Below are 14,465 nucleotides of genomic sequence, written 5' to 3' on the forward strand. Positions count from 1 at the left end.
AGTTCACTCCTTTATGTAATGTGTTACAGTGCACCAGGTGCAATCCACATATGTGTTGTAAGTCCTTTATCAGCTAAAGCGAGCTGACTGCTATACACGGTTTTCCATGTTTCATAGAATTCTTTGTATAGCTCGTGATTTTCAGTGACTGGTTCAAATGTATTTTCCCACTGTACAAATTGTTCGGCAGTCTCTTCCATAGATGAATATATGCCAGCGCCAACTCCAGCAGCAATTGCAGTTCCTAAAGCAGCCGCTTCTTTCACAACTGGTACTTTTACAGGAATGCCGAGTACGTCTGATAGAATTTGTGGCCATAGTTTCCCTTTAGCGGCACCGCCAGCAAAAACAACTTCAGAAGGGAATGTACCAGTAAGATTTTCAATTAGTTTTAAGTTTCCAAGTGTAACGAAGGCCGCATTTTCTTCAATAGCACGGAACATTTCCTTTTTTCCGCATTTGTCAGCGTCTAAACTTAAATTTAAGAATGAAGGTGCGGCATGACGCCAAGAAATGTAGTTCATAACGTTTGAAAAAGTAGGGATAATACCATATGAACCGACAGGTACGTCTTTCGCTTGTTCTTCTAATAATTCATAAGCGTCTACACCGAGTTTTTCAGCGAACTTTTTTTCTTCTTGGCAAAAAGCGTCTCGAAACCAACGCATAACGAGGCCAGGGAAAAAGGCAATCGTTTCATATTGCCAAAGGTTCGGAACGACGTGACAATTTACTCGAATTGCAGCATTTGGATCCGTTGTTGACTCTGTAATATTCACTTCCTGTTGCCAAAAGCTGCCGCCGCATATTAAAGTTTGATTTGGCTTTACGACTCCAGTCCCGAGTGCTGCCATTTGAGCATCACCGCCACCAGCGACGACAGGAATCCCTTCAAGTAAACCAGTTAGTGCTGCACACTCTTTTGTAACATTACCAATTACAGTGCCAGCTTCATTTATTTTTGGTGAAAATGGCAACGTTATACCACATTCTTTAGCGACTTCGTTATCCCAATTTCTATTTTGTAAATCAAAGATTCCGGACGTACAACCGTTGGAAGGATCGATTTGCAGTACGCCGCTTAATTTATACAAAATCCAATCATTTAACATCGAAAAGGATTGAATATTGTTGTAGATGTCTGGTTCATGTTTTTTAATCCAAAGTAGACGTGGTAAAGCACCTAATGAAAAAGTTTGCCCAGATTTTCTGTATAAATCTTCTTCAAGATGTGAGCGGATTTCTTTTAGCTCACTAACTTCAGCGGATGCACGGCCATCAACATTTGCACATGCCCATATTTCTTGCCCATTTTTATCATATAAAACAAAACCTTCTCGCATACTTGTAGCGCTAATAGCTTGAATAGAAGAGGGAAGTATATTACTTTTTTGTAGAACTTCTTTCGTACACTGTTGTACAAGTTGCCAGTTTTCTTCTACATCAAAATTCATAGAACCGGGGTAACGAGGATCAGTTTTATGAACCCATTCTTTTTGACTTACTGCAATTTGATTGCCATGTAAATCAAAAAGAACAGCTCGAATGCTTCCTGTACCAGCATCGAAAGCTAATAAAGTAGACATTAAGAATCACCTTCCTTTCTTAATAAGGAGAGCGCAGTTTCTTCATCAGTAATTAATGTATGAATAAATTTCCCTTTTAAAGCCCCATAAATGGCATCTATCTTTTGAGTACCTCCAGCCACACCAATGACATGATTCATGCTGCGAAGAATCGTAAGTGGTGTGCCAATTAGACGATTATGATGCGAGAGCTCTAATAACTCACCATTCGTATTATAAAACTGTCCTAAAATATCGCCCGCTCCGTTTTGACTTCGAATATATGTCATTTCACGTAGCGTTAATTTTTCTTCTTTTACAATCGTAGCGTCTTGAGATAACCCGCCAATACCGACAACTGCCGTATGTGCAAGTGAAGCGACATGAAGCATATCTTTCACACTTGGTTCTGATAAAATACTTTGTGCCATTTCAGTAGAAGATGCTAGAAAAGGAGTAGGAATAATATGAAGATCACCTTGCATGTAGTGTAAATAGTTTTGTTTTCTTGGAAGATAGTGGTTTACTCCGCCTGTTAGCGTTACGAATGAAAGATTAATAGAACTTTCAAAATGAATGTTTTCTAGCATTTTACTTATTGTTTCACCCCAGCCGATGCCGAGTAAATCACCTTGTTGGAGATGAGTCTCTAAATATTGTGCAGCGGCTTTTCCGAGAGAAGTAGCATAATTGTCTATTGGAGTAGGGATAATAAAGGCATCTTTCAAGTGGAACTTTTTCATTAAGTCACGTTCAATGCTCAAGCAATGCAAACCGGTTCCTTTTACGTGAAATGTAACGATACCTTCACTGCGTGCCTTATCTAATAACCGGACGACTTTATTTCTTGAAATATGAAGAAGTGAAGCAATCTCTTGTTGTGTTAATTGATCTTTATAATAGTACCAGGCTACTTTAGTTAATAAATTTTCTTCAAAGTTCAGCTGTGACATACTCTTCATCCCTTTCAACAATTGACCAATGCTTAAACATATGTAGCATATATTTTGTTTATTCCAGTTGAAACGATTAATAGCACATTGAAAAAAGTGTTCTAGATATGAAAAAAGGAATATACAATGCTACAAAACAAGTAGAACAAATAATCATTTTCTCAAAAAATGTTCTGGATAGAGGCAGGTGACATCATGTGGAGAATGTGCCCTTATTACAAGTGAAGAAAATGAGTAAGGCGTTTTCGAATCAACTTGTGCTAAAGGAAGTGAACTTACAAGTAGAGCATGGTGATATATACGCTTTAGTTGGTGGCAATGGCGCCGGGAAATCGACATTAATGAAAATATTAACGGGGTTATATTCGTATGATAGTGGAGAAATGTATGTGAAAGGAAAGAGACAGCAGTTTGTAAATCCAAAAGAAGCACACCAAGAAGGGATTTATTTAATACCACAAGAACCGCTCATTTTTCCGCATATGACCATTGAAGAAAATATATGTATCGGGTTAAAAGAAAAGAAAAAGAAACTAAAAGTACAGATTCAGCAATTGATTAGCAGCTTAGGATGGGATATTGACCTTAATAAACTAGGAGGAACATTATCGATTGCGCAACAACAGTTAGTAGAAATCGTTAGAGGATTAATAAGAGAAGCTGAGATTCTTATTCTAGATGAGCCAACATCGACATTAACAACACACGAAATTAAGAGTCTTTTTGTGTTGATGAAAAGTTTACAAGAAAAAGGAATTGGGATGATTTATATTACGCATCGTTTTCCAGAAATCTTTGAAATTGCCAACAAAGTAGCAATACTACGTGATGGAATGGTTGTAAGCCAAGGTGATGTATGTGACTATACATATGACATGCTGATGGAGGGACTATTGCCAAAAGGATATAAACAGAAAGAGAAAATAGAAGTAGTTCAAGAGACAGCAAGGACGAAAAAAATATTAGAAGTGGTTGATATAAATGGTCACGCATTCGAAAATATATCATTCACTGTACATGCGGGTGAGGTTGTAGGTGTTGCTGGCATTATAGGATCTGGCAGAACGGAATTAGCGGAAGCGATATTCGGATTGAAAGCTATAAAATCAGGTTCTATTTTATTAGAAGGAAAATCAATTGATACATGTTCTTTGCATAAAAGACTAAGTGAAGGGCTCGTTTATGTGCCGGAAGATAGGGCGAGAAATGGAATTTTCTCAATTGCTTCTGTTAAAGAAAATATTACAGCAGCAAGTTTATATCAAAATAATCGCTTTTTTATAAATCAAGAAAAAGAAAGCGCTTTAGTGAAGTCATTTATAGAAAAGTTCCAAATTGTTGTATCAAGTATGAATGAAGAACTTACATCTTTATCGGGAGGTAATCAGCAAAAAGTCGTACTTGCGAAATATCTCGCGTGTAATCCAAAAATCATTATTCTTGATGAACCAACTCGCGGAATTGATGCAAAAGCGAGGCTTGAAGTGTATGAGACGATAGAAAAAATGAAAAGGGAAGGACTCGCCATATTATTAATTTCTTCAGATGTTGAGGAAATTGTCCAATTAGCTAACCGTGTATACGTCATGCGAAATGGTCAATTTGTTTCTCATTTGGAGAAAGAACAAATAAGTGTAGAAGAAGTTACACGTCTTGCATACGGAGGTGTAATGGAATGAAACGTATGTATAAAGTGCACGAAACGTCTATCATACTGTTACTACTAATTTATATAGCTATTGTCGGGATGATAAATCCTAATTTTGTTCAGTTTAACTCATTATCATTAATGATGAAATCAAGCGTTATTTTAGTCGTTCTAGCAATTGGCCAATCGTTCGTTTTATTTACGAAAAATATAGACGTATCAGTTGGCTCAATTATGGGATTAAGCGCGGCAGTTTGCGGGATGTTGTTAACGAACGGGTATAATGCATTCATGTCAATTCTTGCTGCGATAATGCTTGGTGCTATTATTGGTTTCATAAACGGGATTGGCGTTGCAAAGTTTCGGGTACCAGCCATTATTATGACATTAGGGATGCTAGGAATTGTTAGAGGTGCAATGTTAATCTTCACAGGCGGGAAGTGGATTGAAGATATTCCAAACGATTTTAAGCAGCTGTCATCTATCATCATTCTTGGTTTACCTATAACTGTATGGTTCGTCTTTATTATTTTACTACTACTATACTTCTTTTTAAGAAAAGTGCCATTGGGAAGATACTTTTATGCGGTAGGTGATAATGAAGATGGCGCGAGGCTTATTGGTATACCTGTTAATAAAGTGAAGATATATGCGTTTATGATTTCAGGCATAAGCGCTGCGCTCGCTGGTTGCATATTTGTTATGAATATCGGGTTCGTCCCAAATCAAACAGGTACAGGATTAGAATTACAAGTAATCGCAGCCGCTGTACTAGGAGGAATTCATTTAAAAGGAGGAACAGGTTCTATATTTGGAGCCGCATTAGGAGCATTGTTTCTAGAAGTGATAAGCAGCTCACTCGTCTTTTTAAAAATACCAGCATTTTGGAATAATGCCATTTCAGGCTTTTTATTATTACTCATCATCATATTAGATAGTGTTATGAAAAAGTGGAAGGCAAAAAGGAGGATGAATCTATGAAGTATTTATATAGATGGGAAGGGGTTCTAATTGTATTACTTCTTATAGAATTCATCCTTTTTAGTTTTATAAATAGTGATTTCTTAAATATTAGTAATCTCCTTTTTAGTACAAATGATTTCCTATTTATCGCAATTGCGGCGATACCAATGACTTTCGTTATTGTAACAGGAGGAATTGATGTATCGGTCGGATCAATAATGGGGCTCACTTCGATCTTGATTGGTGTACTTTGGATGAACGGAATACCTATTTTGTTTGCTGTCATAATCGCCCTAATAATTAGTTGTTTAGCAGGAGCTTTAAATGGACTCATTATAAAAATGACAGATGTAGAACCACTCGTCGTTACACTCGGAACGATGTTTTTATACGGAGGAATTGCACTCGTCATTTCAGGAGGAGCAGGTGCTTCTGGGTATGAAGGAATAAGCGGTTTACCTGACACATTTGTACAACTGGCAAACGGTAGTTTTATAGGAATACCGAATTTATTATGGCTACTGATCGTATTAACAGTTTTATATACTGTATTATTTCACCGAACTATATACGGGCGCCATGTAAAATTAACAGGTGCGAACGAAAATACAGCAAAATACACCGGGATTAAAACGAAAAAAGTAGTCATTATCGCTTACATACTTTCTGGGTTAGGAGGTGGATTAGGAGGTGCTTTCTTAACTGCATATTTCGGTTCTGCACGTGCTGATATAGGAAGTGAAACAATATTACCAATCATTACAGCAGTCGTATTAGGCGGGACACTTATTACAGGTGGAAAAGGAAGTATTTTCGGTACTGTACTTGCAAGTATTTTTATAGGCCTTATGCAATATGGCCTACAAATGACAGGCTTAACAAATGAACAATCAAATGTCGTAATAGGTATTATCCTTATTCTTTCAGTTATTATGAGACATTTCAAATTACATCAATTTTTAGCGGGGAAAAGACAGAGTTGGCATAAGGGGGAAATGTCATGAAGAGAAAACTGGGGATTGTATTGATTGTATGTATTTGTTTAATAGGTTTAATCGCTTGTTCCAGTCAAACGGCAGATAAGAAAAAAGCGGATGATGTGAAATTTGCATTTATCCCGAAATTAACTGGAGTTGGCTTCTTTACATCGGGCGGTGAAGGAGCAAAGGAGATGGGAGATAAGCTAGGCGTACAAGTGAAATATGATGGGCCGTCTGAAGCGAGTGTATCAGGGCAAGTAAAGTATATAAATAATTTTATTAACCAAAATTATGATGCACTTATGGTTTCCTCTACATCAGTTGATGGTTTATCGCAATCATTGCAACGTGCTAAGAAAAAAGGAATGACTGTCTTAACGTGGGATTCTGATGTGAATCCCAAAGACCGTTCTTTTTATATAAGTCAAGGGACACCAGACCAACTTGCTAACTTATTAATTGAAATGACTTCCAAGCAAATTGGAGATAAAGGGAAAGTAGCGTTCTTTTATTCTAGTCCAACAGTAACGGATCAAAACCAATGGGTAACGAAAGCGAAAGAAATTATTAAAAAGAAATATCCGAACTGGGAAATTGTAACGACGCAGTACGGTGAAAATAATGCACAAAAATCTTTATCCGTAGGGGAGAACATATTAAAAACGTATCCAGATATTAACGCAGTTATTTGTCCAGATGCAACAGCACTCCCAGCCATGGCGCAAGCAGCTGAAAACTTAAAAATGGATAAAAAAGTAGTGGTAACTGGATTTTCTACACCGAACGTTATGCGTGATTATGTAAAACGAGGAACAGTACAACAATTCGGATTATGGGATGTCAAACAGCAAGGTGCGTTGGCAACTTATGTAGCAAATGAGATTGTTGTAAAAGGAAAGAAGTTAAAAGTAGGGGATAGCTTTGAAGTAAAAGGAATCGGAAAAGTGAAAGTAGAGCCAAACTCCATTCAAGGATATGATTATGAGGCAGAAGGAAACGGAATTATCGTATTGCCAGAACGAGTTGTATTTACGAAAGATAATATTGATAAGTATAATTTTTAGTAGACAAAAAAAACGTCCGAATATATCGGACGTTTTTTTTATTTCTTCATTAATTATGAACAGTTTCTTTTTCGTTTAATCCAAGTGTACGACCAGTCGAAGTGTGAAGATCTTGGAACAATCTTGGATTTTCAGTTAGTGAAATGCCATATGAAGGAATCATTTCTTTTATTTTTTCTTCCCATTCTACCATGCGGCTTGGGAAACATTTTTCTAATACTTCAAGCATGACGTGAACAGCAGTAGAAGCACCTGGTGATGCACCTAGTAATGCGGCGATTGAGCCGTCAGCTGCACTTACTACTTCTGTACCAAATTGAAGTGTTCCTTTACCGCCAGCATCAGTATCTTTAATTACTTGTACACGTTGTCCAGCAACTACAATATCCCAATCTTCACTTTTCGCGTTCGGAATGAATTCGCGTAATTCTTCCATACGTTTTTCGTGCGATAACATAACTTGCTGAATTAAGTATTTTGTAAGTCCCATTTCTTTTACACCAGCAGCTAACATCGTTAAGACGTTATTCGGTTTTACAGAACCGATTAAGTCAAGGTTTGAGCCAGTTTTTAAGAATTTAGGTGAGAAGCCTGCGAATGGTCCAAACAGTAAAGCTTTTTTATTGTCTATATATCTCGTATCTAGATGAGGTACAGACATTGGCGGAGCGCCAACTTTAGCTTTACCGTATACTTTCGCATGATGTTGCTCTACAACTTTTTGGTTTTTACATACCATAAATAGTCCACTTACCGGGAATCCTCCGATATGCTTTGATTCAGGGATACCAGTCTTTTGAAGTAGAGGTAGACTACCGCCACCACCGCCAATAAAGACGAATTTAGCAGTATGATGCTCAATTTTACCACTATTCATATCGTGTACTTTTACTTCCCACAAACCATTTTTCGTGCGCTTAATATTTTCGACACTATGCTTGTAGTTTAGCTCGACATTTTTTGTTTTTAAGTAATCAAACAACATACGTGTTAATGCACCGAAGTTAACATCTGTTCCAGAGTCAATCTTCGTTGCCGCCATCGGTTCATTAGATGTGCGGCCTTCCATAATGAGTGGAAGCCATTTTTTTAATGTTTCAGGAGCATCAGAAAATTCCATTCCTTGAAACAGTGGATTTTTTGAAAGCGCTTCAAAACGGTTTTTTAGAAATTCAACATTTTTTTCCCCTTGTACTAAACTCATATGAGGTAGTGGCATAATAAAATCTTGTGGATTACGAATTAATTTGCTCTTTACAAGATATGCCCAAAATTGTCTTGAAAGCTGGAATTGCTCATTCACTTTTACAGCCTTACTAATATCTATAGATCCGTCAGATTTTTCGGAAGTATAGTTCAGTTCGCATAGCGCAGAATGCCCTGTACCTGCATTATTCCATTCGTTAGAGCTTTCTTCCCCGGCACTTGCGAGTTTTTCAAAAACTTTAATTTCCCATTCTGGTGCTAATTCTTTTAGTAATGAGCCTAACGTTGCACTCATAATTCCTGCACCAATTAAGATAACGTCTGTTTTTTGCTGCATGTTGCTCATGATAATCTCTCCATCCCCTATATTGGCAAAAAAGTGTAGGTGTTTTCTATGTCTAAGCCGTAAAAGAGAACCACCGCCTAGGCCCCACCTAGGTGTATACCTTTTTTGTCTCAATTATATAACCATCTCATACTCTATTATAATAATTAATAGACTAAAATATCTAGTGTTATCTGATAATTTTAAACTATTTAACGTTTTATTCGCTAAAAATCTTATTTAACAAGCTCTTTTAAGGTGATAAATAGAAAAAAATTACAGTTTGAAATTATCTCGAAAAAGCTTACGTATCCTTAAGTGACTAAATCGAGTACATTTTTATGGGATTATTCTTTCTGTAATGGTAAGATTATTCTGAAAAATAAAAAGGAGGGACTCTAATGTGTACAAAAGAACAAATTTCAAACTTATTTCGAAACTTTTCAATAAAGGAATGTAAAGGGTCAAGTGATTTATATGAATATTTATCAATGAAAATTGCTGAAGATGAGGAAGTACTTACACTATCGTCCTATGCTCAGGTAGGTCAACCAGTCCCAAACTTACTATTAGGTGCAGTACATTATTTATTGTTAGCAGGGAAAGAACATCATTTAAAAACGTATTATAGTAGTTTAGTTGAAAATGCCGATACAAATTTAAATAAAGCTTTTGATCATTTTAAAGATTTCTGTAAAGAGTACCGAGAAGAAATCATTACATTGTTACAAACGAAACTCGTTCAAACGAATGAAGTAAGACGGTGTGCATACTTATACCCAAGTTTCTGCTACATATTTAACAAAGTGAAGAAGCCGTTAGCGTTAATTGAAATTGGGACAAGTTCTGGGTTGCAACTGTTCTGGGACCAATATAGTTATTCGTACGGGACGGATGAAATGTACGGAAATATAAATTCAAATGTGCATGTAACTTCTGAAATAAGAGGGGAGAATGTACCGCATTTTCTAAAAGAAAGCCCATCTGTCGTAGAAAGAATCGGACTGGACTTACATGTGAATGATTTACATAATGAGGAAGATTATTTATGGTTACGTGCTTTAATTTGGCCAGAACATAAAGAAAGGCTTGAGATGTTTGATCAAGCTGCATCTTTAGTGAAAAATGAATCTGTCCAATTCATAGAAGGAGACGGTGTAGAGCTATTATCATCTATTATTGAACAAATAAGTGAAGAAGCTGTTATTTGTATTTTCCATACACACGTCGCAAATCAAATACCAGAACAAGTAAAACATAAGTTAGAAAAACAAATACAAGAAATTGGCGCAAAACGTGATGTATTCCACCTTTATAACAACATGTGGGATCGTGACCTTCATATTGATTATTATATTAACGGAAACGAATATCGTGAAACGGTTGGAGAAACAGAAGGGCATGGGAGATGGTTTAGCTGGAAGATTGGAAATGAGACGCTTATTTAGATTAATATGGGTGCTCTCACTTGTAAAAGGTTCAAGCATTGACTAAATGACTAAGGAATAAATTTATTAGTACCATACAAAAAATGCTTGGGAGAAATCCTAAGCGTTTTTTGTATTACATTTAAACCCCATAATGGATTATGTACTTCTGTTCTGCTGCGGCTTGTACAATTTTTGAAGCTAACTCATTCAGCTCATCAGAATTTATGAAGAACTTTGAAGATGTAACTGCTTCATAAAATATCTTCGGTTCTTCTTCGTGAAGACAGTTTATTTATCGATAAACTCATCGGGAGCCCAAGTGGCGATTTCATTCCCAGGTGCAGCGACTACAAGCCATTGCTCACATAGAACACCAGATTGCCAACATTCATAATAATCATGAAAACCATTTACAAAAATAATTTGTCCACTCTCTAATGTAATAATTAAATGAGGGCTTTCTAAGCCGAGTCGTATATCGGTAACTTTTTGTCTTCTTATCTTAAATATTCTTTCATATTCTTCTTCCTCAGAATAAACTTCAAATTCATCTTCATTTAATGGGTATCTTTTTTGAGGTTTATTAAATAAACACCATTTGGATTCGATATTGATATATAATTGTCCGTCATAATCAACTGAGTCGTGAAAGTTTGTGAAATGAATCTTTATAGCGGCTGGAGAAATACCAAATTGTAATCCATCAACTTGTGATCCGATGAATAGATTTTTCAACACTTTTTCAGCGTAAATTTTATCCTCTTGATTCATTCTTGAAATCCTCCTTTTCTTAAAAATATACCTTATATTTTTATTGTAATAAATAAATTTTCATGTAAAATAAACCTTTTGTGAAAAACGAGCGAATATAGTGTGAAAGATTACGAGAGGGGAACGAAACTTTGGATGAAGTACAATTAAAAGAATGGCTATATAAAAGAAAGTATGTTGCCCAAAAAAGAGTTTGAGAAAGTATTACTTTGGATTGTTGAATAGATATTTAGCAAAAAAAGTAACTAATAATTATATTATGTAAACTTAGTTTATAAAACACCCATTTAAAAAATGGATGTTTTATATTTTGATATATTAGGTGGAATATATAGTTTAAAAAAGCGGAATACTTTGCGGAAAGTTAAAGACATTTTTCGGATCATATTTTGCTTTTACTTCCATTAATCGGTCAAAGTTGCAACTGAAGTATGCATCTGGCCAATTTTTAATGGATAGGTCAGGAGTATTAACATAGACACCTTTTGTAAATGGAAGCATTGCCAAACGGAAGTCTTCAACCCATCGAATACTTCCGCCAGCACCTTCTGGTTGCTCCCAAGTAGCGAATATTGACATGTTTGATAGTGCTTTTCGGTAAAAGTAAGCAGTCGCCTCATTTGGCACCTCAGCAACAGCACCGCCTAATCCGTGGAAAAATACGGAGGTGGTGGAAAAGGGAGGTGCATTATTAATAAAGTGATCGATAATGGATAGTCCTTCTTCTGGTAATAGTTCATATACATATGGACCAACACTTTTAAATGGTAAAGGTGTTGCAGGTTGCTTCTCAGCTATTTTCGTTGCTGCTTCTGCCCATGGTATTTCTTCGATAGTTACTTGCATTGGTGAACCGGCTTTTAGTAATGGCTGTAGTAGCATCTGCAATTCTTGAACAGAACCGAGAAATACACCTTGCATTAATAATGATGGTTCTAATCCTGCAGACATAAAAAGAGTAGTTGTAAGTCGTTTATTAGCGCAAGGTAGCGTATATTCTTGCCAAGAGGTTAATACAGGTTTTAAATCTGATATCCCCCAGCTTATTTCTGCAAATCCTACCGTATTAATTTTATGTGTTCGAAACTTAAACGAAGTACATATTCCAAAGTTACCACCACCAGCACCGCGCGAAGCCCAATAGAGATCGGAGTTACACTTGGCGTTAGCGCGTATTATACAACCATTCGCGTCTACCATTTCTAATTCAAGTAAATGATCGAGAGTTAATCCAAATGGACGAGAGAGAATACTATGTCCGCCACCTAAAGTAACACCTGCAATCCCGGGAGTAGGACAAACACCACTCGGCACAACTAATCCTTCAGCTGCAAGTGTTTCAATTAAAGAAATATTTCTCCATCCAGTCCCGATAGTTACAGTTCCATTATTGTGATCTATTTCTAATTGCTTCATTTCACTTACATCAATTACAAGACCAGCATTACTGACGGATAATGCCTCATAATTATGACGTCCAGAGCGCATGCGTATAGGAACGTTATGTAGCCTTGACCAGCGAACAGCGTTTACTACATCCTGCGTATTTTGAGCAAAAATAATGATTAACGGAAATTTGTTGAAGAATGTATTGAATTCTTCACGCGCTGAATTATAATCAGGATCATTAGGTGTAACGATACGACCAGTAAGTTCAATTTTTTGATTATTCATTTCAGTCATCTCTCCTTGACGTGAAATATTTATAATGTGGAAATACAGAACATAAAGAAGAACTGACAATACTTTATAAGTAAATGAATAAAGGAAAAGGATTATTCCAATAAAGAAAAAGGCAGTGCTACATAAGTAGCACTGCCTTTTTGTAATTATATGTATGTGCTCAAAATTTCCCCAGGTAATCCATCAATCTCACAAACTTTCTCCGATGTAAAACCTACGCTTAGTACAATTTTGCGAGAAGGGATATTATTTGGATCGGTCATTGCTTTTAGTACGTTTACATCTGTTTGCTTCACTATTAAAGCTAGATGTTAATTTTTGATTATGTACGTACATACAATGTGTAATTAAGTGAATGATTAACATAGTAATTACAGAAAAGGGTGAATGCAGCATATGAATCAATTTGAGCAAATGATGTACGTTGGTGTCATCATGTCTATTGTACTATCCGTAATGATTTTAGGGTCCTTATATTATAATCCTCGACTTTCATTAACTGATTATCCGAAAGATATTCAAAAAGTAGTTTTTCCAAAATCGATTCATGAAAAAAAGCAAACCATTTACTTTAATATTGTATACAATGCTATTCTTTTCGGTTGTCCTTTCGTTTCTACATATATATTACATAAGCATGAAAAATTAATGTATATGGATGCTTATTTACATACTTTTGGTATTTTAATGATTTTCAATTTAGTAGATTTACTTATAATTGATTGGCTAATTTTTTGCTGGATTACTCCAAGGTTTGTTGTGATTCCTAGTACGGCAGGTATGAAAGGATATAAAGATTATAAGTTTCATTTAAGAGGGGCTATAGTCGCTACTCAAATTTTAGCAATCGTAAGTTTATTTTTGGCGGGAATTGCAACAACTATTTAGTGTGAAGAAGGGCATGAAGCTTTTATAAAAGATAAGGAGATTTATAATATATAGAATTAGAAATAAGAATTTGTTAGTATTGAAGTGAGGAGTTTTAATAACAGTATATTAAGTCGTATTAATATACTGTTGCAAATGTTTTGATATTATGTAAAATTATACAATTTTACAGAGGCATTTGATAAAATTCAAAAAAATATAATGGAGGCTAATATGAAAAAAGTAATTGGCGCAGCAACAGCAACTATTTTTGGATTGGGGGCGTTTACCACAACTGCTACCGCAGAAACAATCGTAACAGCAGATGTACTTAACGTACGTGAAAAACCGACTACAGAATCAAAAGTGGTCGAAAAAGTAAAGAATGGGCAAGAGTTAAAAGTCATCAATACCGAAGATGGCTGGTCAAAAATTGAATTGAACGGTAAAGAAGTGTTTGTAAGTTCGGAGTTTACAAAAGATGTGTATCATGTAACGGCGAATTTGTTAAATGTACGTACCGAAGCAAACACAGATTCAGAAATTCTTGGCAGACTAAAAAAAGATGATGTAATTGAAACAACGCATCAAGTAAAAGACGGATGGTTGGAATTTGAGTATAAAGGAAAAATTGCTTATGCAAACGTTTCTTTCCTATCAAGTACAGCACCAACTGAAAAGAAAACTGAAGAGAAAACGAAGCAAGTAGCGAAAGTACAAAAATCAGTTAAAGAAAAGAAAGAAGTAAAGACGCAGAAAGTAGCAAAAGCGAAAGAAACAACGAAAGCACAAGAAATAGTAAAGCCTAAAGAAGAAGTAAAAGTTAAAGAAGAACCGAAAGCACAAGAAATAGTAAAGCCTAAAGAAGAGGCAAAAGTTAAAGAAGAAGTAAAAGTTAAAGAAGAAGTAAAAGTTAAAGAAGAAGTAAAAGCACAAGAAATAGTAAAGCCTAAAGAAGAGGCAAAAGTCAAAGAAGAAGTAAAAGTTAAAGAAGAACCGAAAGCGCAAGA

At 35.8% G+C, this 14,465-nt stretch carries 12 protein-coding genes and 1 pseudogene; 7 read left to right on the forward strand and 6 right to left on the reverse strand.

Going from position 1 to position 14,465, the window contains the following annotated elements; translation table 11 throughout:
- Positions 1-23 precede the first annotated feature (23 nt).
- Together lsrK and MRP26_RS20005 are read right to left on the reverse strand one after the other, a co-directional pair.
- Positions 24-1,586, reverse strand: a complete 1,563-nt coding sequence (gene lsrK / locus MRP26_RS20000) for an autoinducer-2 kinase (RefSeq protein WP_242806687.1) — start codon at positions 1,584-1,586, stop codon at positions 24-26.
- Entirely contained in the window at positions 1,586-2,536 is a 951-nt protein-coding gene (locus MRP26_RS20005; RefSeq protein ID WP_242806689.1) for a sugar-binding transcriptional regulator, read from the reverse strand. The genes lsrK and MRP26_RS20005 overlap by 1 nt, the downstream gene beginning before the upstream one ends.
- Before the next feature lie 179 nt (positions 2,537-2,715).
- On the opposite strand from MRP26_RS20005, the gene MRP26_RS20010 reads away from it, so the two are divergent.
- From MRP26_RS20010 to lsrB, 4 genes are read left to right on the forward strand one after another with little or no spacing between them, the layout of a single operon-like run.
- Positions 2,716-4,197, forward strand: coding sequence for a sugar ABC transporter ATP-binding protein (locus tag MRP26_RS20010; protein ID WP_242806691.1), 1,482 nt, complete (start codon positions 2,716-2,718; stop codon positions 4,195-4,197).
- Positions 4,194-5,147, forward strand: a complete 954-nt coding sequence (locus MRP26_RS20015; RefSeq protein ID WP_053564152.1) for an ABC transporter permease subunit — start codon at positions 4,194-4,196, stop codon at positions 5,145-5,147. Before MRP26_RS20010 ends, MRP26_RS20015 begins: the two co-directional genes overlap by 4 nt.
- Positions 5,144-6,133: an ABC transporter permease gene (locus tag MRP26_RS20020; RefSeq protein WP_071732043.1), complete on the forward strand. Its 990-nt coding sequence runs from the start codon at positions 5,144-5,146 to the stop codon at positions 6,131-6,133. The genes MRP26_RS20015 and MRP26_RS20020 overlap by 4 nt, the downstream gene beginning before the upstream one ends.
- Positions 6,130-7,173: an autoinducer 2 ABC transporter substrate-binding protein LsrB gene (lsrB, locus tag MRP26_RS20025; RefSeq protein ID WP_000823652.1), complete on the forward strand. Its 1,044-nt coding sequence runs from the start codon at positions 6,130-6,132 to the stop codon at positions 7,171-7,173. The genes MRP26_RS20020 and lsrB overlap by 4 nt, the downstream gene beginning before the upstream one ends.
- 49 nt (positions 7,174-7,222) lie before the next feature.
- On the opposite strand, the gene MRP26_RS20030 is transcribed toward lsrB, so the two are convergent.
- Positions 7,223-8,725 (reverse strand): malate:quinone oxidoreductase, encoded by a 1,503-nt coding sequence (locus MRP26_RS20030; RefSeq protein WP_000069161.1) that lies wholly within the window; start codon positions 8,723-8,725, stop codon positions 7,223-7,225.
- 380 nt (positions 8,726-9,105) lie between these two features.
- On the opposite strand from MRP26_RS20030, the gene MRP26_RS20035 reads away from it, so the two are divergent.
- Positions 9,106-10,152, forward strand: a complete 1,047-nt coding sequence (locus MRP26_RS20035) for a DUF2332 domain-containing protein (RefSeq protein ID WP_069355817.1) — start codon at positions 9,106-9,108, stop codon at positions 10,150-10,152.
- 270 nt (positions 10,153-10,422) lie between these two features.
- Here MRP26_RS20035 and MRP26_RS20040 read toward each other — a convergent pair whose 3' ends face one another.
- From MRP26_RS20040 to MRP26_RS20050, 3 genes and pseudogenes are all read right to left on the reverse strand, one after another.
- Complete coding sequence (locus tag MRP26_RS20040; RefSeq protein ID WP_043924677.1) at positions 10,423-10,905, reverse strand: hypothetical protein; 483 nt, start codon at positions 10,903-10,905, stop codon at positions 10,423-10,425.
- A 336-nt stretch (positions 10,906-11,241) separates the two neighbouring features.
- A complete protein-coding gene (locus MRP26_RS20045) occupies positions 11,242-12,579 on the reverse strand; it encodes an FAD-binding oxidoreductase (RefSeq protein WP_088022200.1) in 1,338 nt (445 codons plus the stop codon).
- Positions 12,580-12,734: 155 nt separating this feature from the next.
- Positions 12,735-12,887, reverse strand: a pseudogene (locus MRP26_RS20050) (GNAT family N-acetyltransferase); the annotation flags it as partial.
- Positions 12,888-12,984: 97 nt separating this feature from the next.
- Here MRP26_RS20050 and MRP26_RS20055 point away from each other — a divergent pair.
- Positions 12,985-13,476: a hypothetical protein gene (locus tag MRP26_RS20055; RefSeq protein WP_001071236.1), complete on the forward strand. Its 492-nt coding sequence runs from the start codon at positions 12,985-12,987 to the stop codon at positions 13,474-13,476.
- Between the two features lie 213 nt (positions 13,477-13,689).
- Positions 13,690-14,465 (forward strand): SH3 domain-containing protein (locus tag MRP26_RS20060; RefSeq protein ID WP_242806694.1); only part of this gene is annotated, 776 nt, incomplete at its 3' end.

The organism is Bacillus sp. CCB-MMP212, from assembly GCF_022748145.1.
GTDB classification, from domain to species: domain Bacteria; phylum Bacillota; class Bacilli; order Bacillales; family Bacillaceae_G; genus Bacillus_A; species Bacillus_A cereus.

Coding starts and splice junctions, on each gene's coding strand:
- MRP26_RS20040 (WP_043924677.1), bottom strand. CDS start 10,905: ATGAATCAAGAGGATAAAATTTACGCTGAAAAAGTGTTGAAAAATCTA.
- MRP26_RS20030 (WP_000069161.1), bottom strand. CDS start 8,725: ATGAGCAACATGCAGCAAAAAACAGACGTTATCTTAATTGGTGCAGGA.
- MRP26_RS20035 (WP_069355817.1), top strand. CDS start 9,106: ATGTGTACAAAAGAACAAATTTCAAACTTATTTCGAAACTTTTCAATA.
- MRP26_RS20015 (WP_053564152.1), top strand. CDS start 4,194: ATGAAACGTATGTATAAAGTGCACGAAACGTCTATCATACTGTTACTA.
- MRP26_RS20055 (WP_001071236.1), top strand. CDS start 12,985: ATGAATCAATTTGAGCAAATGATGTACGTTGGTGTCATCATGTCTATT.
- MRP26_RS20045 (WP_088022200.1), bottom strand. CDS start 12,579: ATGAATAATCAAAAAATTGAACTTACTGGTCGTATCGTTACACCTAAT.
- lsrB (WP_000823652.1), top strand. CDS start 6,130: ATGAAGAGAAAACTGGGGATTGTATTGATTGTATGTATTTGTTTAATA.
- MRP26_RS20020 (WP_071732043.1), top strand. CDS start 5,144: ATGAAGTATTTATATAGATGGGAAGGGGTTCTAATTGTATTACTTCTT.
- lsrK (WP_242806687.1), bottom strand. CDS start 1,586: ATGTCTACTTTATTAGCTTTCGATGCTGGTACAGGAAGCATTCGAGCT.